Genomic DNA, 24,394 nt, shown 5'->3' with positions numbered 1-24,394 from the left:
CACTCACATCAGCAATATCAAATCCGAATACATCTGCCTTAACAGAATCACTGACATTCTCAAAACCACCAAGCTCTGATATTCTCCTGACAATCCAGCCAACTTCGTCCACAGGCTCTTTTTCTTCATGTTCACCAATTCACTTTTACTTGTCACATTAATTATACTTTCGTCCATTCTTGTCATATTCACATCAGACAAATTAAGAATCTCTGGTATTCCTATTCCCCCTAAATCAGTCTGTTGTTTTCTCGCACTATCAGCTTGCTCTTTCTGTCTGCCTATTTCATTCTGATTATTGTCTGGATTTATTACCACAACATTCGTCTCCGGCTCAACAGCCACATCTTTCTCTGACACTGCCTCATCTTCCATCCCCGGTATCTCAACATCCCTGTCTGCAACGATTTCTTCTTTCTCCGACACTGCATAATAAGCCGTATACAAATCTTCTTTCACAATTCCATCAGCAAGCTGTATTTGCTTCTTAATATTCCTTTTCTCCTGCTTCAATTCGTCCAGTTCTTCCTGCACTCCCACATGCCATATCTGATACTCATGATACTGCTCCTCGTTCTCAATATTCCGTTTCCGGCTCGAGCTTTCTCTGTATACTTTGCTCCACCAACCACAAAACGCTTCTGCTCTACAATCCTTAATCTGTATAGCTTTGCATAAAACTTTTTCTGGAATGGTGACAACTACTTTATCTGACATGTCAGATAACTTAGTGTTCAACAGCCCATACAGGATCACAAAATGGAGGTAACTACACTATGACAATAGGTGAAAGAATAAAGAAAATACGGGTATTCCGTAAAATGACAATGGATGATCTAGGCGGTGCACTTGGCTTTGAAGGAAAAAATATGTCAGTCCGTATATCACAATACGAAACTGGTGCACGTATTCCCGGCGAAGATATGATTTTGAAGCTCGCCGATGCACTGCACTGCAATTACAAAGCTACTTCTGATTACAGCCTTGGTGCTGCAGAGGATATCATTGAAACTCTTTTCTGGCTTGAAGAAAGTGCAGCTTCACTTCCAGCAAGAGGAAAAGGTGCAAGATTTCCTGAGTACACTGCTCCTGGCAATTTGATTCACTTAACTGCAATGACTCCGGCAAAACCATCTGAAACAGTCAGACCAACTTATAACGAAGATGATTATGACTGTACAGGTGCACCTGTTGCATTAACTTTTGAATATTGATTGGTAAATGATTTCCTTTCGGAATGGTGTGAAATGAAAACGAAATTAAATAACGGAGAGATTTCTCCAAATGAATATTTTGAGTAGAAAATAACATGGCCTCATGCGTGAAACATAATGCCATCCGATGTGCACCATCTCGATTCCACTTCGATTCATCTCGATGTAGGGCGTTCGCCCTATAGGAATAGAAATCTGCTGTCTGTGGAATGCAAGCATTCCAAGCCATCAATTTTCTATTCCTGCACAGCTCACTTTAGTACCAAAATAGTACCACAAGGCAAAAAACAAGCTCGCAAATGCTCATTTTACTAGGCTTTGCGAGCTTTTGAAAATTATTCAAACTCAATCGTAGCCGGCGGTTTCCCTGTGCAGTCATAGAGTACGCGGTTAACATGCGGTACTTCATTGACAATACGGCTAGATACAATTCCGAGAACTTCCCACGGGATCTCAGCGGCCTCGGCAGTCATAAAGTCGATGGTGTTTACGGCTCTCAGGGCAATCGCATAGTCGTAGGTTCTCTCATCACCCATAACACCTACGGAGCGCATATTAGTCAGTGCTGCGAAGTACTGGCCGATATTGCGGGCGATTCCTGCCTTTGCGATCTCTTCGCGATAGATTGCGTCAGCTTCCTGTACCATCTTTACTTTCTCCGGTGTTACGGCGCCGATAATACGGATACCAAGTCCCGGACCCGGGAACGGCTGACGGTATACGAGCTTCTCCGGAATTCCGAGTTCCAGACCGGCCTTACGAACCTCGTCTTTGAAGAGGTCGCGGAGCGGCTCAATGATCTCTTTGAAATCAACATAATCCGGAAGTCCTCCGACATTGTGGTGGGATTTGATCACTGCGGATTCTCCGCCGAGACCACTCTCTACAACGTCCGGATAAATCGTTCCCTGTACAAGGAAGTCAACAGCACCGATCTTCTTTGCCTCTTCCTCGAACACACGGATAAACTCCTCACCGATGATCTTTCTCTTTCTCTCCGGCTCCTCAACGCCTGCTAATTTATCGTAGAAGCGCTGCTGTGCGTTTACGCGGATAAAGTGCAGATCGTACGGGCCATTCGGTCCAAATACTTCCTCGACCTCGTCGCCTTCATTCTTACGGAGAAGACCGTGATCAACGAATACACAGGTGAGCTGGTCGCCGACTGCCTTTGCGAGCATAACGGCTGCAACAGAAGAGTCAACTCCACCGGATAACGCGCAGAGAACTTTTCCATTTCCAACTTTCTCGCGGATCGCTTTGATGCTGTTTTCAACAAATGCGTCCATCTTCCATGTGCCGGCACATCCACAGACTTCATAGATGAAGTTATGGAGCATCTTTGTACCTTCCTGAGTATGAAGGACTTCCGGATGGAACTGGATCGCATATAATTTCTTCTCCTCGCACTCAGCGGCTGCAACCGGGCAGTCCGGAGTATGTGCGACGATTCTGAATCCAGGTGCTTCTTTCTCGATGTAGTCATTGTGGCTCATCCAGCAGATCGTCTTCTCGGATACATCTCCGAAAAGCTTGCTTGTCTTATCCACAGTCACTTCGATCTTGCCGTACTCACGAACCGGTGCCTTGCATACATGTCCGCCGAGAACGTGGGACATCAGCTGCGCGCCGTAGCAGAGTCCGAGTACCGGAACGCCCATCTCAAACAGTTCCTTGCTGCATGTAGCAGCACCTTCCTCATAAACGCTGTTCGGACCTCCGGTTAAGATGATTCCTTTCGGATTCATTGCCTTGATCTGTTCGATCGGAGTCCGGTAGGAGTAGATCTCACAGTATACATGGCATTCACGGACACGACGGGCAACCAGCTGATTGTACTGGCCGCCGAAGTCGATAACAATAATTTTTTCCTGATTCATCGGGTGCCTCCTGAAATATGTGCATGTACTTCTTGATAACTGCCCGGCAATCCGCATCGATTCATGCCGGAATGCCGGACAGATATAAATTTTCCTATTTGGAACTAATTATAAGGGATTCATGGAAACTTGGCAAGTGCTTTCCCTCAAAACCTGTACTTTAATGAGTATGAAGGATTACAGTACACGGGCACTCCTTGCCCGCGCACTGTAACAGGATTTTGCCGATGCTTCGCATTCCGAATCGGCAAAATCCACTACCACCACTGTATTGTACGGAATTTTCAGTTCAGAAAATTCCTACCCATGAAAAGTAACTATGAAGGTTCCTGTACATAATCAGGCATGTTTGCACCTCGCGCAGGCAGCAACATTATTTCTCATACGTTCCCTTTTTAAGGATTTTTCCGTCTCTCATCATAGGCACGCCCATAGCGATCACCGTATCAAGAGAGAGATCTTCATTCATGATCAGGATATCCGCATCACTTTCTTCCTTCACAGCACCCTTTTTCGGATATAATTCCAGAGCCATCGCCGGATTCTTAGTTCCGAGAGCCAGAAGTTCCTCCAAATCCATATTTTCTTCTTTTACCATGTAGACGATCTGACGGTAGATCGTATCCACATCGGAAACACCGATCTCCACAAGTTTTCCTTCTGCATCATAGTTAGACCAGCTTCCCTGTCCGTCGGAGCTCATGGTCACCTTCTCCATTGGAACTCCTTCTTTTTTCGCTTTCTTGACAGCATCTGCAACAGAGTGGAACTTACTTTCAGATTCCCCACAGGTGAGGTCGATCGTTCCGCCCATCTTCGCGAACTTAAACGCATCCTCTAAGAGGTTCGCGTTGCGTCCCACGTGAGTCGGCTGAAATGTTTTCGGCGGAATCGAGGTGCGCTCTAATGCCTCAAATACCGGTTTTAATGCTCTCTTATCTCCGCCCATGTGAAGGCAGATAAATCCAGGTTTTCCACTCAGCATTCCTGCGGTGCGGACATCACTGGCCAGACGGATCAGTTCCTCTGTCGTGATATTCGGCGCACGGTGATCAGAGATCGCAAGCTTCACTCCAAGGATCTCATCGATAAACATAATGTCCTTGCTGACACTTCCGGTCACGGTCGTACTCGGATAACCATAGGCTCCGCAGATCGCATAAGCGGAAATTCCCTCTTCTTTTAACGCTTTTACCTTTGCTAAAAGATTCTCCACGCTTCTGCTGATTCCGTCAGTTCCCAAAAGTCCAAGTACAGTTGTAACACCACCCTTGATCAGGCTGGACAGCTGGACCTGCGGTGCCTGAGTGTGGAAGCTTCCTTCTCCGCCGCCTCCGGTCACATGGACATGACGGTCGATAATACCCGGAGTCACGATCTTTCCGGTTCCGTCGATTACTTCACATCCCTCATACTCCGGCAGATGATCCGCGATTCTTTCGATCCTTCCTCCGGCGATCAGGATATCCTTCACTCCGAGATATTCCGGTGCGTAAACTTTTGCGTTTTTTACTAGCAGCATGGCTTATTCCTCCTGTTTAATCCCTGTTTTACATAACTGCCCGACAGCGGGAAATTCAGTTCAGACAAACCAGCGTACGGCTGAACTGTAATAGAAATTACTGTCGGGCAATTATGATTTTCTTATTATTTTAGTATAACATACCGCCGGAAGTATTCCAAGTGATGATTCAAAACTTTCATTTCTTTACTCGTTACAGTACACGGGCACTCCATGCCCGCGCACTGTAACAGGATTTTGCCGATGCTTCGCATTCCGAATCGGCAAAATCCGCAGTCATAACGGTATCATACGGAATTTTCAGTTCAGAAAATTCCTACCCATGAAAAGTAACCTTTACTCGTCTGAACCGGCATCTCCGTTCTCAAGATACCGCTTGACATACTGCCCCGTATAAGACTCCGGAACCTTCACAATCTCCTCCGGCGTTCCTTTCGCGATCACGGTACCGCCGCGGTCTCCGCCTTCCGGTCCCATGTCGATAATATAATCCGCGGTCTTGATCACATCCAGATTGTGCTCGATCACAACCACCGTATTTCCACCTTCGGAAAGCTTTCTTAAGATCTCCACCAGCTTATGGACATCCGCAAAGTGGAGTCCTGTCGTCGGCTCATCAAGAATATAGATCGTTTTTCCGGTTCCGCGTCTGGAAAGCTCTGTGGCGAGCTTGATCCGCTGCGCCTCGCCGCCGGAAAGCTCCGTCGAAGGCTGTCCGAGACGGATATAGGAAAGTCCCACATCGTTCAATGTCGCGATCTTTCTCGCGATAGACGGCACATTCTCAAAGAACTTTAACGCCTCCTCCACGGTCATATTCAGCACATCGTAAATGCTCTTTCCCTTATACTTCACTTCCAGCGTCTCACGGTTGTACCGCTTTCCACCGCAGACCTCGCAGGGCACATAGACATCCGGAAGGAAATGCATTTCGATCTTTATGATTCCGTCACCGCTGCAGGCCTCGCATCGACCGCCCTTCACGTTGAAGCTGAACCGACCCTTTGAGTATCCCTTCGCCTTCGCATCGGTGGTCGCTGCGAAAAGATCACGGATCAGGTCAAACACACCGGTATAGGTCGCCGGGTTTGATCGCGGCGTTCTTCCGATCGGGGACTGGTCGATAGCGATGATCTTATCCAGCTGCTCCACGCCGTCGATTCCGTCGTGATCTCCCGGGATCGTCCGGGCACGGTTTAGCTTTTTCGCCAGCGCCTTATAGAGGATCTCGTTGATCAGGGAACTCTTTCCCGATCCCGACACACCGGTCACGCAGGTCATAATTCCAAGTGGCACATCCACATCGATATTTTTCAGGTTATTCTCCCTCGCGCCGCGGATTTTGATCCAGCCCGTGGGGCTTCTTCTCTCCTTCGGCACCGGAATTTTGATCCGGCCGCTCAAATACGCACCGGTGATCGATTCCTTACACTTCATGATCTGGGCTGCCGTTCCCACAGCGACCACATTTCCGCCGTGTTCCCCGGCTCCCGGACCGATATCCACGATACAGTCCGCCGCCCGCATCGTATCTTCATCGTGCTCCACGACGATCACACTGTTTCCGAGATCCCGGAGATGTTCCAACGTTTTCAGCAGCTTATCGTTATCTCTCTGGTGCAGTCCGATACTCGGCTCATCGAGGATATAAGCAACTCCCACAAGTCCGGAACCGATCTGGGTCGCAAGACGGATTCTCTGTGCTTCGCCGCCGGAAAGGGTACCGGTCGCCCGGGATAAGGATAGATAATCCAGTCCCACATCGATCAGGAAGCTGATCCTCGCACGGATTTCCTTTAAAATCTGTTCACCGATCATCTTCTGCATCTCGGATAGCTTCAGATCATCGATAAACTCCCTGAATTTTACGATGGACATATTCGTAGCTTCGTAAATATTCAGCCCACCTACTGTCACCGCCAGAGAAGACTGCTTTAAACGCTGTCCATGACATGTGGTACATGGTGTGATCCGCATAAAGCTCTCGTACTCTGCCTTACTGGCCTGAGAAAACGTCTCCCGGTAACGGCGGTTTACGTTCTCGATCAGGCCCTCAAAGGCCACGTCGTAAACGCCGGTTCCGCGCTGTCCCGTATAGTGGACCTTTACTTCCTTTCCGCCGGTTCCGTAGATCAGGATATCATGGACCTCCTTCGGATAATCCTGAAATGGGGTGTCGAGATCAAAGTGGTACTTCGCAGCCAGGGCATCTAAGATCGCCCTCGAAAAGCTTCCCGGCTTCGCGCAGGACTGCCAGCCAAGGACGACGATCGCTCCCTCGTTAATACTCAGGGACTTATCAGGGATCATCAGATCCTCATCAAATTCCATCTTATATCCCAGACCGAAACAGTCCGGGCAGGCGCCGAACGGGTTATTAAAGGAGAAGCTTCGCGGCTCCACCTCCTCGATACTGATCCCGCAGTCCGGGCAGGAAAAGCTCTGGCTGAAGTTGATCGGCTCACCGCCAGCTACATCCACGATCATCAGACCATCGGACAGCTTCATCACAGTCTCGATGGAGTCCGTCAGACGTTTCTCGATCCCCGGCTTCACAACAAGACGGTCCACAACGATCTCGATATTGTGCTTGATATTCTTCTCCAGCGTGATCTCCTCAGACAGCTCGTGGAGATTTCCGTCGATCATCACGCGGACATAACCGCTGCGTTTCGCCTGTTCCAGAACCTTCTCATGACGTCCTTTTCTTCCACGGACCATTGGCGCTAAAAGCTGGATTTTCGTCCGCTCCGGCAGTGTCATGATCTGGTCCACCATCTGGTCCACGGTCTGTTTCCGGATCTCCCTGCCGCACTTCGGGCAGTGGGGGATACCGATCCTCGCGTACAGAAGACGCATATAGTCGTATATCTCCGTCACAGTTCCTACGGTGGAACGCGGGTTGCGGTTCGTGGATTTCTGGTCGATGGAGATCGCCGGGGAAAGTCCCTCGATGCTATCAACATCCGGTTTTTCCATCTGGCCTAAGAACTGACGCGCATAGGAGGACAGAGACTCCATATAGCGTCTCTGTCCCTCCGCGTAGATCGTATCAAATGCCAGGGAGGATTTTCCCGATCCGGAAAGTCCGGTCAGGACCACCAGCTCATTTCTCGGGATATCCAGGGAAATATTTTTTAAGTTGTGCTCGTTGGCACCTCGTATTTTTATATATTGCTTCGGCATTGTGTCTCTCCTCTTTGCCATGTCTGCTTTTGCTTTATCATTCTCACAGAGCTCCGGGACTATACGTTTTCCAGGTATTCCGGACATTATCCCATGTTACGGTCAGTATACCACAAATTCGCCTCATATGCAAACGTTTGTTCGTTTTATGTTTTACCACTTTTCATCTGCACAGACTGCGCAGACCGTTTCAATCGGCATATCCATCTGTCTTTTCCCCCAAAAACGCGAAAGACCCCGGCAGCTGCCCGCCGGGGTCTCTCTTTATGGGTTTCTATGAAATTCTACATTATCTGTGTGTACTGTTTTTCAGCATTTCCCTGCTACGAGATCTTCTATACGCATATAAATTTAAGACTTCCAGAACTATTGATACAAATTCAGTCGGTAGAAGCAGCATAAACATATGGTACACCGGGATATACGTTATGAAAAGCTGTCGACATATCTTGTATGAGATAAAAGCTATAGGAACTATGAGTAGTATCCATCGTCCGTCTCTACTTCTTAAACTATCGTAAACAGCCAGTGCATATAGAATTTCAAGCACAAATATAATGCATGATACGCTTGAAATATTCGCAACATTACTTGCCAGTACTTCATCGACTAATTCTGGATTTTTTACCAGCTCGTTCCAATATTCATATGTAATGACTCCTGCCGGAGGGATATATTCTTTATGTCCGTTTTTCAGAATAAAACCAATAAAGAATATATTAAACAAAATAACTGTCAAAGATGATAAATAAAAAAATTTGCTTTCTTCATAGCTATTCATTCCCTCCTAATCATATGAGATAATGTAATAGACACACTTTCTTTTCAATTCAATAAAAACATCGCCGTCATCATCCTTTATATAATCAAGCTTTTTGTATCCATTCCTACCAGGAAACTTCTACATTATATCCACCGTTCTGATCCTTCGTGATCTTATATTTCACGCCGTCCGCATCTGTCACGGTTCCGCTGGTCTTTACCTTACCGGATTCGTTGACCACATATGTCTTTCCGTCAACGGTGACTTTCTCGTACTTCATTCCTTCTTCCGCACTCACAAGGCGTCCGTTCTCGTAGAGACTTCCGTCCTTCACACCCGTGAATCCGTCGCCTCTCGTTCCGATACTGCCGGAAGTTGTGAAGTAGAATACTTCGTTGTCATGGTTATCGTCGTTGATCACGATCCGCCCGGTCTTCATCTTTCCGTCACTGTCAAAGTAGAACTTTCTGCCGTCGCTCAGCTCCACAAGACCTGTCTTCATGCGGCCCTTTTTATCAAAGCAGTAGGTCTCGCCCTTGATCTTTGCTATTCCGTATCCGCAGGCCTCCGTTGTTTTATAGGATGTGGAGTATGCGCGGCCATCTTTAAAGTAGTACCAGTTTTCCTCAGCGTCATCCGGGGATGCCATATATCTCCAGCCGTTCATCTGCTGTCCGCCGCTGCGGAAGTAGCGAAGGGCATTGACATCGCTGTTGGAGAGGTCGTCACGTCCTGTAGATGTGTAATCAGACTCATTTACCCAGCCAGTCAGCATCCTTCCGCTGTGGTCAAAGATATAGGTCTCACCGGAGATCTTCAGCTCACCATCATAGATCAGCTTTCCACTGGAATTAAAATAGTACCAGTACTCACCCCAGTCATCCTCTCTGTCCGCCAGTTTTCTCCAGCCCGTCGTCATAGCTCCGGAATCTTCTAAATGATAGATCTTACCATCGATCTCCACCCAGCCGATATCCAAAACGGAATCCGTAAAGTGGTACCACACGTCATTGATCTGTTTCCAGCCGTTTGTGTACGCCTTTCCGTTCGCTCCAAAATATCTCCATCCGCTCTCGTTCCAGCGGCTGTTGTTGATGTACTTCCATGTGTTTGTGATCATGACACCATTCTCGTTTACATAATAAGTATCATCGATCAGGCTGTTTGTCTGCATCACTCCATTGTAATCCATATAATACCATGCATCCTTGGAGCATACCCAGTCATTCCGAACGAGGCGTCCGTTGTTGTCATTGTAGTAATACCATTTTCCATTCTGCTGCGACCAGTCCGCAAAAGAGGTCGTCGCCATTCCTGCGGTTAAAATCATCGCCGCAACTGCTGCACCTGCAAAATATCTCTTCTTCATAGAAACCCTCCTCTTCTAAATATTTCCGTTTCCGGAATATACTTTTTCACTTTCCCACCGGTTTCCTTTTCATCGTTCCCACGGTGGCTATTTGTTTTCGATATCTCCGTTAGATATCTTTCGTTTTTTGTTTGTACTTGTATTATACAGAAAACTTCCTAAAAACTCTTCTCTTTTTCCTTACATTTCATTAAAAATATGACGCAAAAATGCGGCAAAAACAGGATTGCATTCCCATTTCTGCCGCATTTAAAATTTTCTTATGATTTGCCGCCGGACACTGCAGTTTCTCCCTATGTCTTACCGCAGCACTGAACGTATATCCGACATTTTTATTTTACTCTGCATCTCCAAACAGACGGTTAACTGCACTGAAGATACCTCTTAAGGATGCTCTCGTGATGTTGGAGCTGATGCCGACACCGTATGTCACCTTGCCGGTCTTCTGATCCATCAGGTGGATATAGGAAGCCGCCTGTGCCCCGGAACCGGATGTCAGCGCATGCTCGCTGTAATCGAGAACCTTGATTGAGATACCAAGCTCCTCCTCCAGTCCGCGTTTCACAGCATCGATCGGGCCGTTTCCGACACCTTCAAACTGTTTTGTCTCGCCGTGGTTAGAGTAGGTAACAACAGCAACGGTTGTGAACTGGTCTCCGGACTCGAAATCTGTGGTCTTGCACTTGCGGAAGTGGTACGGTTCCTTGCGGTCGAGATACTCGATGCGGAACTCTTCCATGATCTGTTCCGGTGCGACCTCTCCCTGCTTCTCTGCGATCTTCTGGATCACATCCGCGAACTCTTTGTGCATGCCGCGTGGAAGCTTGAATCCAAAGAAGCTGTCCATAACGAAAGCAACACCGCCCTTTCCGGACTGGCTGTTGATACGGACCACCGGCTCGTACTCTCTTCCGATATCGGACGGATCGATCGGCAGATACGGAACCTGCCAGATCTCGCTCTTTCTTTCCATAAGCACATGCATTCCCTTGTTGATAGCATCCTGATGGGAACCGGAGAATGCAGTAAATACCAGCTTTCCAGCGTACGGATGACGCGGATCGATATGCATCTTTGTGCAGCGCTCGTAAACTTCCGCGATCTTCTTGATATCGCCGATTTCAAGCTCTGGGTCGATTCCCTGAGAGAACATATTGTAGGCGATGGTCAGGATATCCACGTTTCCGGTACGCTCACCATTTCCGAACAGGGTTCCCTCAACGCGGTCAGCGCCTGCAAGCATTGCAAGTTCTGCAGCAGCGACACCTGTTCCGCGGTCATTATGCGGATGAACGCTTAAAATGATGCTCTCGCGGTTCTCCAGATGTTTGCTCATCCACTCGATCTGGTCTGCAAATACGTTCGGCGTCGTCATCTCGACAGTGGACGGAAGGTTGATGATCATCTTATTGTCCGGTGTCGGTCCCCATGCTCTCTGGACCGCGTTGCAGATATCAAGCGCATAGTCCATCTCTGTTCCGGTAAAGCTCTCCGGGGAATACTCCAGGATCACTTTTCCGTCATAATCTTTCATGTACTTCTTTACCATATCGACACCGTCGATTGCGATCTGCTTGATCTCCTCACGGTCCATATGGAATACAACATCACGCTGTAAGGTGGATGTAGAGTTGTAAATATGCACAACTGCCTTCGGGATTCCCTGAATGGACTCGAAGGTTCTCTTTAACAGGTGATCACGGCACTGGGTCAGAACCTGAACCGTCACATCGTCCGGGATCAGCCTGCGTTCAACGAGCTGTCTTAAAAAGTCAAATTCGATCTGGGAAGCGGCCGGGAAACCGATCTCGATCTCCTTGAAGCCCATCTGCACCAGCATATTGAACATTTCAATCTTCTCTTCAACGACCATCGGCTCTACAAGGGCCTGGTTGCCGTCGCGCAGATCCACGCTGCACCAGATCGGCGCCTTCTGGATCTCTTTATTCGGCCACTCCCGCTCCGGGTAATTCATGACCGGTACTCTCTGATATCTCTTATAATTCATCATAGTTTCTTTCCTCCGCTTTTCTGATAAAAGTTATTTTCATTCCTGCATTTCATGAATTTCTGTAATCATGCAGTCTTTCCAGGCACTGCAGTTTCCCTCCAGCTTCATAGTTGCAGGCCACGGAGTCGGTAAACCACGCTGTACTTCTCAATTATAAACAATGTTACGCTTTTAGGTCTAACCCCATTTTCATCAGTCCTTTTTTTGTGAAATTCAATCGACGGTCGCGTTTTTGACCGTCCTTTTCCGTTTTTTCATTATATCACTGTGAAAATGGAATCGCAAGGATCTATGCCATAACATTTAGATATAGGAGATATGAAGTGTTACAGTACACGGGCACTCCATGCCCGCACACTGTAACAGGATTTTGCCGATGCTTCGCATTCCGTATCGACAAAATCCGCGGTCATAACGATATCATACGGAATTTTCAGTTCAGAAAATTCTTACCCATGAAAAGTAACTATGAAGTCACTATGAAGTCACTATACACCTCCCAAGCCTTTCTGAGACTGTAACCGTATATAAAATGAGGCAGCGAATTTTTTCACTGCCTCATCGTTCATCTTTTATATTTCAAGCAATCAGCCTTCTGTCACATGACCTTTTTTCTTCAATACATCGATCACCTGATCCACATACTTCTCGCAGATCTCTGGTGTCTCCGCCTCGACCATAACGCGGATCAGCGGCTCTGTTCCGCTCTGGCGGAGGAGAAGTCTTCCGTCATTTCCGAGTGCCTCATCAACAGCCTTTCCTGCTGCCTGCACATCCGGGTCATTTAATGCCGCCGCCTTGTCTGCCACGCGGACATTTTTTAAGAGCTGCGGAAGGATCGTAACCTCGGAAGCAAGCTTTCCGAGCGTCTCCTTCTTCTCCAGCATAACCTCCATGATCTTTAAGGACGTCAGGATTCCGTCACCGGTAGTCGCGTACTTGCTGAAAATGATATGTCCGGACTGCTCGCCACCGAGGCAGTTTCCGGTCCTGGACATGTTCTCGTATACATATTTGTCGCCGACAGCCGTCTTCTCGTAGCCGATGCCCTCACGGTCAAGTGCCTTGTAAAGGCCAAGGTTTGACATAACTGTGGTAACGATCTTATTGTTGCGCAGAAGTCCCTGTTCCTTCATGTACTTTCCACAGATGTAGAGGATCAGGTCGCCGTCCACGACGTTTCCGTTCTCATCCACAGCCAGACAGCGGTCCGCGTCACCATCATAGGCAAATCCCACATCGAGACCTTTTTCCTTCACGAATTTCTGAAGCTCCCCGATATGCGTGGAACCGCAACCGCGGTTAATGTTCAGTCCGTCAGGCTTATCGTTGATGACATAAGTGTCAGCGCCGAGGGCATCAAATACACTCTTCGCAACGGAGGAAGCGCTTCCGTTGGAGCAGTCGAGGCCAACCTTCTTACCCTTAAAGGATCTCGTAGCGATAGAGATCAGGTAACCGATATAGCGGTTTCTTCCCGCTGCAAAATCCTGCGTTCTTCCGATATTTTCTCTCTTCGCAAGCGGGATCTCTTCCATCTCTCCGTCTAAGTACTTCTCGATCTCTGTGATCACACTCTCCTCGAGTTTCTCGCCGTTGCCGTTCATGACCTTGATTCCATTGTCATAGTACGGATTGTGGCTGGCGGAGATCATGATCCCACAGTCAAAATCTTCCGTGCGGATCACATGAGACACGCTCGGAGTTGTTGTTACATGTAAGAGATAAGTGTCAGCGCCGGATGCTGTGAGTCCCGCCGCAAGGGAGTACTCAAACATATAGCTGGAGCGTCTCGTATCTTTTCCGATCACGACTCTGCAGCGGTCTCCCTTGGCCTGTTTTCCATAATACCATCCGAGAAATCTTCCGACTTTATACGCATGTTCCACGGTAAGATCGACGTTTGCCTCGCCGCGGAAGCCGTCGGTACCAAAATATTTTCCCATTCCTCAATTTCCTCCATATCCCGCGAACCTTATAGAGAATCGGACATTTCCATAAAACGATATCCTCATTCTCTATAGAGTCTGCGGTCTTCTGTCTCTTCATAGATTATGCGCATCTGCACCAAATCGTCCGCATTGATACGCTGCTGATAGGACTTCGCAGATCCTGTTTTCTCTGATAAAACAGGCTGCCGGAGAACATGTCTTCACCGACAGCCGTATGTCTTTTTATAAGCAGGACCGGTCCTTCATCGCCAAATTCTGATCTTTATCCCAGTCCGATAAGACTCCACCGCTTTCAGGCAGTGAATCCTTCTACCAGATGATCTCCTTCAGATATCTCGCAACCGCGTCCTTCCACTCCGGAAGATGCTCGAAGCCGTTCTCTGTAAGCTTTTCCTTGCTCATCCGGCTGTTCATCGGGCGTTTTGCCTTTGCAGCCGGGTACTCATCGGAGTGCACCGGTGTCACCTTGACATCCATGCCGGCTGCGCGGAAGATCTCACACGCGAACTCATACCAGGAGCAGAGTCCCTCGTTTGTCGCATGGTATCTGCCGTATTTGTCGGTCTGGATCATATCAACAAGAAGTCTTGCGAGATCGTAGGTGTAGGTCGGGGATCCGATCTGATCATCAACGACAGATGCGGCTCCACGCTCCTTTCCGATCCGCAGCATGGTCTTAATAAAGTTCTTGCCGTTTACGCCGAATACCCAGGCGATGCGGACGGTAAAGAATTTCTCTACCAGCTCCTCAACTGCAAGCTCTCCCTCATATTTGGACTGTCCATAGACATTCAGTGGATGTCTCTCGTCATCCGGCTCCCACGGGCGGGTTCCCTGTCCGTCGAACACATAGTCCGTGCTGATGTACATCATCTTAATGCCGAGCTTTTTGCAGACTTCCGCGATATTTCTTGTCCCGCCTGCGTTGACCTTCATGCAAACATCCACATTGTCCTCCGCTGCGTCAACCGCTGTATAAGCGGCACAGTGGATGACCGCTTCGACATTTGCCTCCGTGATCACACGGTCGCATGCCTCTTTATCGGTAATATCCATCTCTGCAAGATCCACTCCGACCGGAGTCAGACCGCGTTTTTCCATCTCATTTACAACGTCGTGACCAAGCTGGCCTTTTACGCCTGTTACTAAAACTCTCATGTTCGCGTTATTCCTTTCACCTGAAAGTGCCTTACTTTAAATCTTTACCAAGGCGAGTCGCCGTACATATTATCAAAGTAATTGCTGTACTCACCGCTTAAGATGTGCTTCCACCAGTCTTCGTTGTCCAGATACCACTGGATCGTCTGCTGGATACCGGTATCAAAGTTGTATTTCGGCTTCCAGCCAAGCTCTGTCTCAAGCTTTGTCGGGTCGATGGCGTAACGTCTGTCGTGGCCCGGGCGGTCTGTTACGAATTTAATGAGGCTCTCCGGCTTATTTAATGCCTTTAAGATCGTTTTAACGACCTCAAGGTTTGTTCTCTCATTGTGTCCGCCGACGTTATAAACCTCACCGACACGTCCGTTGTGGATGATCAGGTCGATGGCCTCACAGTGGTCGGAAACATGGAGCCAGTCGCGGACATTCTCACCTGTTCCGTATACCGGAAGTGCCTCATCAGCGAGGGCACGGCTGATCATCAGCGGGATCAGCTTCTCCGGGAAGTGGTACGGACCGTAGTTGTTAGAACAACGGGAGATCGTCACCGGGAGTCCGTAGGTTCTGTGGTAGGCGAGAACGAAGAGGTCAGCGCTTGCCTTGGAGGAAGAGTACGGGCTGGAGGTGTGGAGCGGTGTCTCCTCTGTGAAGAAGAGGTCCGGGCGGTCCAGCGGAAGATCTCCATAGACCTCATCGGTGGAAACCTGGTGGTAACGCTTGATTCCATAGGTACGGCATGCATCGAGCAGTGTCGTTGTTCCCACTACGTTTGTGCGGACAAAACTCTCCGGATCGACAACGGAACGGTCAACATGGCTCTCCGCTGCGAAGTTTACAACGATATCCGGTTTCTCTTTCTCGAAGAGGTCGAATACGAATTTGCGGTCTGCGATATCACCCTTTACGAACTTGTAGTTCGGCTTGTTCTCGACCGGTTTTAATGTCTCAAGGTTTCCGGCGTATGTTAAGAGATCGAGGTTTACGATCTGGTACTCCGGGTATTTGTTTACCATATGGTGGATGAAGTTGCCGCCGATAAATCCGGCGCCGCCTGTTACGATGATTTTCATGTGTTTATTTCTCCTTCATGAACATGATCCTGACTGCAAAATTTTCATACAGAAATACACTCAGCTCATGTTCCATCCTTTCCTGTATCAATTCAGAAGCTTTCACTCAAACGCTTTGTATTTGGGCGTGAGTGCGCTGAAATCCTGTTGTCTCTTTTCGTTTTACTTATCTGCGTGTCCCGGCAGTTTGTCGATATATTTTCCGTCGATAACATCCTTTAAGTACTGGCCATACTGGTTCTTCTTGTAGATCTCGTATGCGGCCATAACCTCTTCCTTGGAGATCCAGCCGTTTGTGTAGGCGATCTCTTCCAGGCACGCGATCTTTCTGTGCTGGTGGGTCTCGATGGTCTTAACGAAGTTTGTGGCCTCAACTAAGGACTCGTGGGTACCGGTATCCAGCCATGTGAAGCCCTGACCTAAGAGTGTTACATCAAGCTCACCATTCTCAAGATAGATCCGGTTAAGGTCTGTGATCTCAAGCTCGCCTCTTGCGGATGGTTTTAAGTTCTTTGCGTACTCCACAACGCGGTTGTCGTAGAAATAAAGACCGGTTACGCAGTAGTTGGACTTCGGCTTCTCCGGCTTCTCCTCGATAGAGATCGCCTTTCCTGTCTCGTCGAACTCAACGATACCGAAACGCTCCGGATCATCGACATAGTAGCCGAATACAGTGGCGCCTTTCTCCTTCTCTGCTGCTGCGCGGAGACGCTTCTTTAAGCCCTGTCCGTGGAAGATATTATCTCCTAAGATCATCGCAACAGAGTCACCATTGATGAATTTTTCACCGATGATGAAGGCCTGGGCAAGTCCGTCCGGGCTCGGCTGTACGGCGTAGGATAAGTTCACGCCGAACTGCTTTCCGTCACCTAACAGTGCCTCGAATCTCGGGGTATCGTCCGGTGTGGAGATGATGAGGATATCTCTGATTCCTGCGTTCATCAGCACGGATAACGGATAATAGATCATTGGTTTATCATAAATTGGTAAAAGCTGTTTGGAAGTTACCTTAGTGAGCGGATACAGTCTTGTGCCGCTTCCGCCGGCAAGTATGATTCCTTTCATATGCTCTCCTTTTCTCATCTGTTTTTGGGCACACTACGCCCTATACTGGGGTCATTATAGCATAAATGCCTTTTCTTTTAAAGGTACTTCCTCTTATAATTCTCTTAAAAAACATGAAGATTTTTGTGGATTTTTTATAATTTCCCCATATTTCACATCATACCTATAATGTTCGCTGTCCGTTTTCCTCTGCAGACATCTGTTTTTCCTCCTGACTCTTTTCTTAACTGCCCCTGCACCTTCTTCGACATTCATTTCCCTTTGCAGTTCTATTCTTAAATATTCTTATAGACTATCCCTTTGTTTAAGAAAATTCGCTGAAATCATACCATAGGACCATACTTAAAAACCGTAACTTTTCCCAATTGCAAATCTTATAAAAATATGTTAGAACCTATATTATATTTTTTTCTGGAGGATGTATCTACATATGAATAATCGTCTTTTCAGCCGGAACGACCTGGTGCGCCTGATCATCCCCCTGATCGTGGATCAGTTTCTACAGGTCGCCGTCGGTCTTTCCGACTCCATCATGGTCGCGCGGGTCGGGGAGGCAGCCGTCTCCGGTGTTTCCCTGGTCGACACGGTCATGCTTCTCATCATCAATATCTTCACGGCTCTCGCCACCGGCGGTGCGGTGATTGCCGGACAGTATCTTGGAAGAAAAGATCCGAAAACCGGCTGCGAAGCGACCGCCCAGCTTTTTAACTTCACATTCCTGTTCTCGATCTTTATTATGATTCTCGGCTACCTCGGACAGAACGTGATCCTGTACCATGTATTCGGAAAGATCGAGCCGGAAGTCATGAAGGACAGTCGTACCTACCTGCTGATCGTCCTGTCTTCCATCCCGATGATCGCCATGTACAATGCGGGAGCCGCGATCTTCCGTGCTATGGGAAATTCCAATATCGCCATGAAGACCTCACTACTCATGAACTCCATCAATGTATTCGGAAACGCACTTTTAATCTTCGGATTCCACCGCGGTGTCGAGGGCGTTGCGATCCCAACGGTCGTGTCCCGAGGTGTTGCCTGCGTGGTGATTCTTATTTTGTTAAACAACCAGGAACATGAACTTCACATTTTGCACCCATACCCGTTTAAGATCAAGTGGAATGTACTGAAAAAGATCCTCTATATCGGAATTCCGAACGGCCTGGAGAACAGTATGTTCCAGCTTGGAAAGATCGCCGTTTTAAGTCTCGTCTCCGGTCTCGGAACCGCATCCCTGGCAGCGAACGCGGTCGGCAATAATATCGCGAACTTTGCGATCCTGCCCGGCATGTCCTTCGGCTTTGCACTTCTCACGGTCTGCGCCCAGTGCGTCGGCGCGGGAGATTTCGAGCAGGTAAAATATTACACAAAGCATATGATGCGCGTGGAGTATCTCTGCCTGATCGCATCAAACCTCATCGTGATCCTGGCGCTGCCGTTTATCCTGTCGGTCTACAATCTCTCCGACGAGGCCGCCCAGTATGCAAACGATATTATCCTGTATCATGCTGCCTGCGTTGTGACGATCTGGCCGCTGTCCTTCACGCTGCCGAATACGCTGCGCGCCGCGGCGGATGTGAAGGTCACCATGGTGCTCTCCATCATCTCCATGTGGGTGTTCCGGTTTGGTTTCAGCTACCTGCTGACCATGGTGTTCCATATGGGAATCTTCGGTGTCTGGGTTGCTATGACCATCGACTGGCTTGTCCGCGGGATCTTCTTTGTCTGCAGGTATAAGAGCGGACGGTGGCAGAAGATTATTTTCTCATAAAGAGAATGTGCCTTTTGTGAAATAGGGAATTTCTTGGAATTTCCCATTTTTTCAAGTCGAACGTCCATGAGACTTGACGCGTAATTCTGGTCAGCGCAAGCTGACATATTCTTTACAGAATCACTGCGCATCCTCGCGGAGCGTCTCTCTCAGTCGGAGACCTAACTCCCACTGAGACTAATCTGTTATGACTCACCACCTGAAGAGGCGGGAGTCTTCTCGACTGAGGTAAAAAATACCTTCAAAGATCATTTTGATCCTCGAAGGTATTTTTTAATTAGTTCTCATTCATTTTTGCAAGCTTCGCCGCCTGGTCTGCTGCGATCAGGCTGTCGATCAGTTCCTGAATATCGCCGTCCATGATGGCATCGATCTTATAGAGTGTCAGCTTGATCCTGTGGTCTGTCACACGTCCCTGCGGGAAGTTGTAGGTACGGATCTTCTCGGAGCGGTCGCCGGTACCGATCTGGCTGCGACGCTCTGCCGCTTCCTCATTCTGACGTCTCTCAAGCTCCATATCATATAACTTGGAACGCAGTAAGCGGAAGGCTTTTTCCTTATTCTGCAGCTGGGATTTTTCTGTCTGGCTGTAGATCACGATTCCTGTCGGAATGTGAGTTAAACGTACCGCGGAGTCAGTGGTGTTGACACACTGTCCGCCGTTACCAGACGCACGCATAACATCGATACGGATATCCTTATCATCAATCACAACGTCAAACTCTTCTGCCTCCGGCATGATCGCAACGGTTGCGGTAGAGGTATGGATCCGTCCGCCGGACTCTGTCTCCGGGACACGCTGTACACGGTGAACACCGCTCTCATATTTTAACTTGGAGTAAGCGCCATGTCCCGTGATCATGAATTCCACTTCCTTCATTCCACCGATTCCACTCTCACTGACGTTGATCATCTCTGTCTTCCAGTGCTGGCTCTCCGCATAGTGCACGTACATGCGGTATAACTCGGAAGCGAATAACGCCGCCTCGTCTCCGCCTGCACCGGCACGGATCTCAACGATAACGTTCTTCTCATCGTTCGGGTCTTTCGGAAGAAGCAGGATCTTTAACTCCTGTTCCAGCTCCTCGATCCTCTTCTTCGCATCGGCAAGCTCTTCCTTCGCGAGTTCCTTCATCTCCTCGTCGCTCTCCTCGTCGAGAAGCGCCAGGCTGTCCTCGACATCCTGTTTCGCCTGCTTATACTGCTTGTAGGCGTCAACGATCGGCGCCAGGTCTGCCTGCTCCTTCATCAGCTTGCGGAATTTTCTCTGGTCTTCCGCCACCGACGGGTTATTTAATTCCAGCATCAGTTCTTCGTAATGCCGTAACATGTCATCCAAACGGTCAAACATCTATAAAACCTCCTCATACACCTGCGGTCTGCCAGGCTCCGCACACGACGCGGTCTTTTCCTGCCAGATCCTGAATCACTCTTGTATCCTTAAAACCATGGTTATCCAGCAGTTCCTTCACCGCCATCCCCTGGTCATATCCGATTTCAAAATACACATGTCCTCCCGGCGTCAGATGTTTGGCACATTCTTCTGCCAGAATTCTGTAAAAATAAAGCCCGTCCGCGGTCCCGTCAAGGGCACCCCGGGGTTCATGGTCCCGCACTTCCGGTTCCAGCTCTTCGATAACTGCGCTGGGGATGTAGGGTGGGTTGGAGACGATCACATCGAACGGTTCTGTCTCCGGAAAAGCGCTGAACATGTCACTGTGGCGGAAGCTCACGCCCGCATTCAACATCATACATTGTTCAGAATCGTCATATTGCTTCTGATGGCCAGACGCCATCAGACAATTCTCTTCCGGAACGGCCTTGTTCTGTTCAAACGCATCAGTCAGCGTTTCCGGATGTTCTTTGAGGATCTCTGCTGCATTTTTTCTTGCAACCTTCAGCGCTTCCTCTGAGATATCCGCGCCTTCCACATGCGCATACCCGCCAAGCTTCTTCAGGCTCACCGCAATACAGCCGGATCCGGTACACATATCAAGGATCGAAATATCCTTATCCTTCTGCTCCTGCAGCACAAGCTCCACCAGCGTTTCCGTATCCTGTCTCGGGATCAGAACATGCTCATTGACAAAAAACGTGAGTCCCATGAACTCCTGCCGCCCTATGATCTGCTGCAGAGGAATGCGGGCTGCGCGTTTTTTCAGTGCGCTCTCATACACTGACAGTTTCTCTTTCAGCCACAGTTCTGCACATTCCAGCGCGTTACCGCTCTCTAAAAGATCTCCGTGCTGCTCCTGCACAGCGATCTTCTGTGCCGTGCTTCCGACAATGTTCTCCCTTGCGCAAAGAAAATACTGCGCCCTGGAGATCCCGAAGCTCTGCTCAAACAGATACCAGGCGTCAAGATCCGCCTCCGCGATCCCCGCATTCTTTAAGATCTTTTTTCCGTAGTTTAGGACATCTGCCCAGATCTTAAATTCACGCACACTATTTCCCGCGCATAGATCATCTCCAGACCGACCTGTTCCAGCCCCGACAGCGTTCTTCATCTCGCTCATGCCGTTATCTCCTGCGCGTTCTTCCCTGTCTGATCTTCTCTCTCAAAATATCCTGCCGGATACTGCTCCGGGAAATTTTCTTCCAGATATTTCTTCCAGTCAAACACAGCCTCGACCGCGACGATCGCTACCTCGATCATCGAATCATCCGGCTCTTTCGTCGTAAGTCCCTGCATCCACATGCCAGGACGGCTGACGATGTCCATGATCTTCGAATTGCTGGTTCCTGCAAGGCGGAGCACCTCATAGGAGACACCCGCGATCACCGGGATCAGGACGATCCGGCTGACGATCCGAAGCCAGATCGTATCTACACGGACCACCATGAAGAACAGGATGCTGATCACCATAACGATCAGAAGAAAGCTCGTTCCGCAGCGCTTATGCTCTTTGGAGCTTTTTCTTACATTCTCCACGTTGAGCACAAGGCCATGCTCTAAGCAATTGATGCATTTATGTTCCGATCCGTGGTACATGAACGTCCGCTTGATGTCCTCCATCCGTGAGATCACCTTAATGTAGGTGATGAAAATCGCAATTCGGATACAGCCTTCAAGAATCGCCATCACAGTCTCAGAGTGGATAAATTTCCGGAAGATTCCCGCGATCAAAAGCGGGAGTACCATAAAGATCGCAATCGCCATAAAGATGGAGAATACCATCACCGCCGACATAACGACATTATCTACTTTTTCACCAAATGTATCGATCAAAAATTTCTCGAACTTTCCCGGCTCCTCGTCCTCCTCATCGTCCTCAAAGAAGCTTGCCGACCATGTCAGGGAACGCATTCCCAGGATCATGGAGTCCGCGAAACTAAAGATTCCTCTCACAAACGGCAGGGAGAAAAACTTTACTTTTTCTGTCATGCTCACATAGGTATCTTTCTTGACAACGATCTCGCCGTCCGGCTTTCTGACAGCCGTGGCGTAATTGTCCTTGTTCTTCATCATGATACCCTCTAATACTGCCTGTCCCCCGATACCGGAATATTTCAAGATTTTACCTCCATATATGTCTCATAGTGTCATACACGAATCGCTCCGCACTTTGTGCTCCCGCGATTCTCCACAAACATTCACAATCCGCTCATTTTTCTTACGAAAAATGGCTGCTTGTTCATGTTTGTGCGGGAATCAAAGATAAAAAATCCCCTGCAAGCAAGCTTGCGTTGATTTTTTCTCCTTGATTCCCTGTATGACAAAAAAGGCTGAGTTTTCAGAGTTATCCAAAAGCTCAACCTTTCACTAATCAAACCTTATTTGTCTGTTTTCATACCATACTTACGGTTGAACATCTCGATACGTCCGCGAGCGGAAGCAGCCTTCTGCTGACCAGTATAGAATGAATGGCATTTGGAACAGATTTCTACGTGAATGTCTTTCTTGGTAGAACCAGTTACAAATTCATTACCGCAGTTGCAAACGACCTTGGCCTGATAGTAATTTGGGTGGATTCCCTGTTTCATGATTTTCACCTCTTTAAAATTTTTGGTACATGACTGACAGTCACGTTACGTTAATAAAAAATAATACAGCTTTACAGCCATATGTCCTGTTCCGCCAGAACAGCTTAATAATTATAGCATATGCATACTGCTAATGCAAGTATATTTTCCGCGGTTTTTCATGATTTTTGCAGGTTATCCACAGGTTTTTTTATTCTTAGTGCCTTTGTCCACATATTCACAAATAAATTGCCCCGGGAATGGACCGGTTTTGCTCAAAAGCAGCCGACCTGCAGGTGCCATGATCCTATCTGGCAATGTTCTTTTTATAAAACTCTTCAAACACATCTGCTGCAAGACAGACAGTTTCCAGACAGCGCACATCGTCTTTCTTATAGATCTTTACCAGCTCTGAGCAGTCTGTGTTTCCAAGCTTCTTTCGGAATTCATCTACAAGGTCCGCGCATGTATCCTTAAAACCATCGGTTGCATGGGCACGGGTCTTCACCGTCAGCCGTCCCAGCGCTGCCATTGCGCCGCATAATGCACCGCAGGAGGAGCCGCATCCCATGCCGCCGCCAAACGCACTGACCAACTTGAAATCATCTTCCGTAAGACCGATCCCGTATTCCTCGTCAATACATCTTAAGATCGTCTCCGCACAATTGTAATCCTGTTCCAGATAGTATTTTTTTACGTTATCTCTCAGCATATCCTCTTCCTCCGGTTCTTTTTTCTGACTGAGTCCCAATTCTCTCTTAAAGTATTTTAATGATGAAAAATGATATCGACGTTCAAATTCTCTTTCATGAAGCTTTTTTATTCCTTTTATATGTTCGACATAATCATCAACAAATTTTATCACAGAATCTACTATCTTTTCAATATTATATATAACTTCTTTGTATTCGTCCTGATCAACAACAGTGATATCCTCGTTTATAAATTCTTGATTGGTGACAATTACCACTTTTGTAAAATCCAATCCCGAATGATGCTTTCTCGATCTTTCTGATGCTTGGAAATGATACGCATATTTATGACGTATTTCAGTCCGAAACGGTACACATATCAAGTATCCATGTTGTTTAACAAGAAGACATGAATATGGTCTATCCTCTTTACTTAGAATTTCCTCATACATTTTAGATGGATACCTCTGATAAAATTTTTTGCTTAATTTCTTTATACAAAATTCAATTGATGTATTCATGGTAAGAATCCCCTAAGAAAAATAGACTGGTATAGAAAAGGGAGGATTTCTCCTCCCTCAAAGATTCTTCGCTCGGTCACTTTTTATTTTACCGACGAGTCGGAACCGTCACTCGTCTCATCGCTCGGTCACTTTTTATTTTACCGACGAGTCGGAACCGTCACTCGTCTCATCTGCGAAGGAAAGATTAACTCTTTCACTGATAGTATAGTGGATTTCTTATCGAAATACTATTAGCATTTTTTACAAAAAAGAACGTT

The 24,394-nt window shown here is 47.9% G+C and carries 18 protein-coding genes and 1 pseudogene; 2 read left to right on the top strand and 17 right to left on the bottom strand.

Annotation, left to right across the window (positions count from 1 at the left end):
* Window positions 1–3: 3 nt before the first annotated feature.
* Entirely contained in the window at window positions 4–717 is a 714-nt protein-coding gene (locus ABCW45_RS10525; protein WP_015552545.1) for a hypothetical protein, read from the bottom strand.
* A 59-nt stretch (window positions 718–776) separates the two neighbouring features.
* Here ABCW45_RS10525 and ABCW45_RS10520 point away from each other — a divergent pair, with 59 nt between their 5' ends.
* Window positions 777–1,214: a helix-turn-helix domain-containing protein gene (locus tag ABCW45_RS10520; RefSeq protein ID WP_343220808.1), complete on the top strand. Its 438-nt coding sequence runs from the start codon at window positions 777–779 to the stop codon at window positions 1,212–1,214.
* A gap of 335 nt (window positions 1,215–1,549) precedes the next feature.
* On the opposite strand, the gene guaA is transcribed toward ABCW45_RS10520, so the two are convergent.
* From guaA to rfbA, 10 genes are all read right to left on the bottom strand, one after another.
* Window positions 1,550–3,094 (bottom strand): glutamine-hydrolyzing GMP synthase, encoded by a 1,545-nt coding sequence (gene guaA, locus ABCW45_RS10515; protein ID WP_117504597.1) that lies wholly within the window; start codon window positions 3,092–3,094, stop codon window positions 1,550–1,552.
* Between the two features lie 373 nt (window positions 3,095–3,467).
* Complete coding sequence (iadA, locus tag ABCW45_RS10510) at window positions 3,468–4,616, bottom strand: beta-aspartyl-peptidase (RefSeq protein ID WP_117470439.1); 1,149 nt, start codon at window positions 4,614–4,616, stop codon at window positions 3,468–3,470.
* A 336-nt stretch (window positions 4,617–4,952) separates the two neighbouring features.
* Window positions 4,953–7,802: an excinuclease ABC subunit UvrA gene (uvrA, locus tag ABCW45_RS10505; protein WP_343220807.1), complete on the bottom strand. Its 2,850-nt coding sequence runs from the start codon at window positions 7,800–7,802 to the stop codon at window positions 4,953–4,955.
* A gap of 289 nt (window positions 7,803–8,091) precedes the next feature.
* Complete coding sequence (locus tag ABCW45_RS10500) at window positions 8,092–8,583, bottom strand: hypothetical protein (RefSeq protein ID WP_117504601.1); 492 nt, start codon at window positions 8,581–8,583, stop codon at window positions 8,092–8,094.
* Between the two features lie 106 nt (window positions 8,584–8,689).
* On the bottom strand, window positions 8,690–9,934 hold the full coding sequence (locus ABCW45_RS10495; protein WP_015552510.1) for a PspC-like choline-binding domain-containing protein: 1,245 nt from the start codon (window positions 9,932–9,934) through the stop codon (window positions 8,690–8,692).
* A 337-nt stretch (window positions 9,935–10,271) separates the two neighbouring features.
* On the bottom strand, window positions 10,272–11,945 hold the full coding sequence (leuA, locus tag ABCW45_RS10490) for a 2-isopropylmalate synthase (protein ID WP_117472428.1): 1,674 nt from the start codon (window positions 11,943–11,945) through the stop codon (window positions 10,272–10,274).
* A gap of 587 nt (window positions 11,946–12,532) precedes the next feature.
* On the bottom strand, window positions 12,533–13,891 hold the full coding sequence (glmM, locus tag ABCW45_RS10485) for a phosphoglucosamine mutase (RefSeq protein ID WP_343220806.1): 1,359 nt from the start codon (window positions 13,889–13,891) through the stop codon (window positions 12,533–12,535).
* A 315-nt stretch (window positions 13,892–14,206) separates the two neighbouring features.
* A complete protein-coding gene (rfbD, locus tag ABCW45_RS10480) occupies window positions 14,207–15,055 on the bottom strand; it encodes a dTDP-4-dehydrorhamnose reductase (protein ID WP_343220805.1) in 849 nt (282 codons plus the stop codon).
* A gap of 44 nt (window positions 15,056–15,099) precedes the next feature.
* Window positions 15,100–16,125, bottom strand: coding sequence for a dTDP-glucose 4,6-dehydratase (gene rfbB, locus ABCW45_RS10475; RefSeq protein WP_343220804.1), 1,026 nt, complete (start codon window positions 16,123–16,125; stop codon window positions 15,100–15,102).
* Between the two features lie 162 nt (window positions 16,126–16,287).
* Window positions 16,288–17,190: a glucose-1-phosphate thymidylyltransferase RfbA gene (rfbA, locus tag ABCW45_RS10470; protein WP_015552504.1), complete on the bottom strand. Its 903-nt coding sequence runs from the start codon at window positions 17,188–17,190 to the stop codon at window positions 16,288–16,290.
* Between the two features lie 430 nt (window positions 17,191–17,620).
* On the opposite strand from rfbA, the gene ABCW45_RS10465 reads away from it, so the two are divergent.
* Window positions 17,621–18,958, top strand: coding sequence for an MATE family efflux transporter (locus ABCW45_RS10465; protein WP_215704878.1), 1,338 nt, complete (start codon window positions 17,621–17,623; stop codon window positions 18,956–18,958).
* Between the two features lie 277 nt (window positions 18,959–19,235).
* Here ABCW45_RS10465 and prfA read toward each other — a convergent pair whose 3' ends face one another.
* The 6 genes and pseudogenes from prfA to tenpIN all read right to left on the bottom strand — a co-directional run.
* Complete coding sequence (gene prfA, locus ABCW45_RS10460; RefSeq protein WP_015552502.1) at window positions 19,236–20,309, bottom strand: peptide chain release factor 1; 1,074 nt, start codon at window positions 20,307–20,309, stop codon at window positions 19,236–19,238.
* Between the two features lie 13 nt (window positions 20,310–20,322).
* On the bottom strand, window positions 20,323–21,474 hold the full coding sequence (locus ABCW45_RS10455) for a N5-glutamine methyltransferase family protein (RefSeq protein ID WP_343220803.1): 1,152 nt from the start codon (window positions 21,472–21,474) through the stop codon (window positions 20,323–20,325).
* On the bottom strand, window positions 21,471–22,472 hold the full coding sequence (locus tag ABCW45_RS10450; protein WP_021905622.1) for a DUF1385 domain-containing protein: 1,002 nt from the start codon (window positions 22,470–22,472) through the stop codon (window positions 21,471–21,473). The genes ABCW45_RS10455 and ABCW45_RS10450 overlap by 4 nt, the downstream gene beginning before the upstream one ends.
* A 260-nt stretch (window positions 22,473–22,732) precedes the next feature.
* Window positions 22,733–22,942 (bottom strand): 50S ribosomal protein L31, encoded by a 210-nt coding sequence (gene rpmE, locus ABCW45_RS10445; RefSeq protein WP_015552500.1) that lies wholly within the window; start codon window positions 22,940–22,942, stop codon window positions 22,733–22,735.
* 286 nt (window positions 22,943–23,228) lie between these two features.
* Entirely contained in the window at window positions 23,229–23,633 is a 405-nt protein-coding gene (locus ABCW45_RS10440; protein WP_343220802.1) for a C-GCAxxG-C-C family (seleno)protein, read from the bottom strand.
* A 48-nt stretch (window positions 23,634–23,681) separates the two neighbouring features.
* Window positions 23,682–24,134 (bottom strand): annotated as a pseudogene (gene tenpIN / locus ABCW45_RS17930) (type III toxin-antitoxin system TenpIN family toxin); the annotation flags it as partial.
* Between the last annotated feature and the right edge of the window lie 260 nt (window positions 24,135–24,394).

Source organism: Pilosibacter fragilis, from assembly GCF_032490495.1.
Taxonomy (GTDB): domain Bacteria; phylum Bacillota; class Clostridia; order Lachnospirales; family Lachnospiraceae; genus Pilosibacter; species Pilosibacter fragilis.
This window is presented reverse-complemented; position numbering and strand designations above follow the sequence as displayed.

Excerpts from the sequence above, each read along its gene's own strand:
- rfbD (WP_343220805.1), bottom strand. The coding sequence starts at position 15,055 with ATGAGAGTTTTAGTAACAGGCGTAAAAGGCCAGCTTGGTCACGACGTT.
- ABCW45_RS10495 (WP_015552510.1), bottom strand. The coding sequence starts at position 9,934 with ATGAAGAAGAGATATTTTGCAGGTGCAGCAGTTGCGGCGATGATTTTA.
- ABCW45_RS10440 (WP_343220802.1), bottom strand. The coding sequence starts at position 23,633 with ATGCTGAGAGATAACGTAAAAAAATACTATCTGGAACAGGATTACAAT.
- ABCW45_RS10465 (WP_215704878.1), top strand. The coding sequence starts at position 17,621 with ATGAATAATCGTCTTTTCAGCCGGAACGACCTGGTGCGCCTGATCATC.
- prfA (WP_015552502.1), bottom strand. The coding sequence starts at position 20,309 with ATGTTTGACCGTTTGGATGACATGTTACGGCATTACGAAGAACTGATG.
- rfbB (WP_343220804.1), bottom strand. The coding sequence starts at position 16,125 with ATGAAAATCATCGTAACAGGCGGCGCCGGATTTATCGGCGGCAACTTC.
- guaA (WP_117504597.1), bottom strand. The coding sequence starts at position 3,094 with ATGAATCAGGAAAAAATTATTGTTATCGACTTCGGCGGCCAGTACAAT.
- ABCW45_RS10520 (WP_343220808.1), top strand. The coding sequence starts at position 777 with ATGACAATAGGTGAAAGAATAAAGAAAATACGGGTATTCCGTAAAATG.
- glmM (WP_343220806.1), bottom strand. The coding sequence starts at position 13,891 with ATGGGAAAATATTTTGGTACCGACGGCTTCCGCGGCGAGGCAAACGTC.
- uvrA (WP_343220807.1), bottom strand. The coding sequence starts at position 7,802 with ATGCCGAAGCAATATATAAAAATACGAGGTGCCAACGAGCACAACTTA.
- ABCW45_RS10525 (WP_015552545.1), bottom strand. The coding sequence starts at position 717 with ATGTCAGATAAAGTAGTTGTCACCATTCCAGAAAAAGTTTTATGCAAA.
- ABCW45_RS10500 (WP_117504601.1), bottom strand. The coding sequence starts at position 8,583 with ATGAATAGCTATGAAGAAAGCAAATTTTTTTATTTATCATCTTTGACA.
- leuA (WP_117472428.1), bottom strand. The coding sequence starts at position 11,945 with ATGATGAATTATAAGAGATATCAGAGAGTACCGGTCATGAATTACCCG.
- rpmE (WP_015552500.1), bottom strand. The coding sequence starts at position 22,942 with ATGAAACAGGGAATCCACCCAAATTACTATCAGGCCAAGGTCGTTTGC.
- rfbA (WP_015552504.1), bottom strand. The coding sequence starts at position 17,190 with ATGAAAGGAATCATACTTGCCGGCGGAAGCGGCACAAGACTGTATCCG.
- ABCW45_RS10455 (WP_343220803.1), bottom strand. The coding sequence starts at position 21,474 with ATGAGCGAGATGAAGAACGCTGTCGGGGCTGGAACAGGTCGGTCTGGA.
- iadA (WP_117470439.1), bottom strand. The coding sequence starts at position 4,616 with ATGCTGCTAGTAAAAAACGCAAAAGTTTACGCACCGGAATATCTCGGA.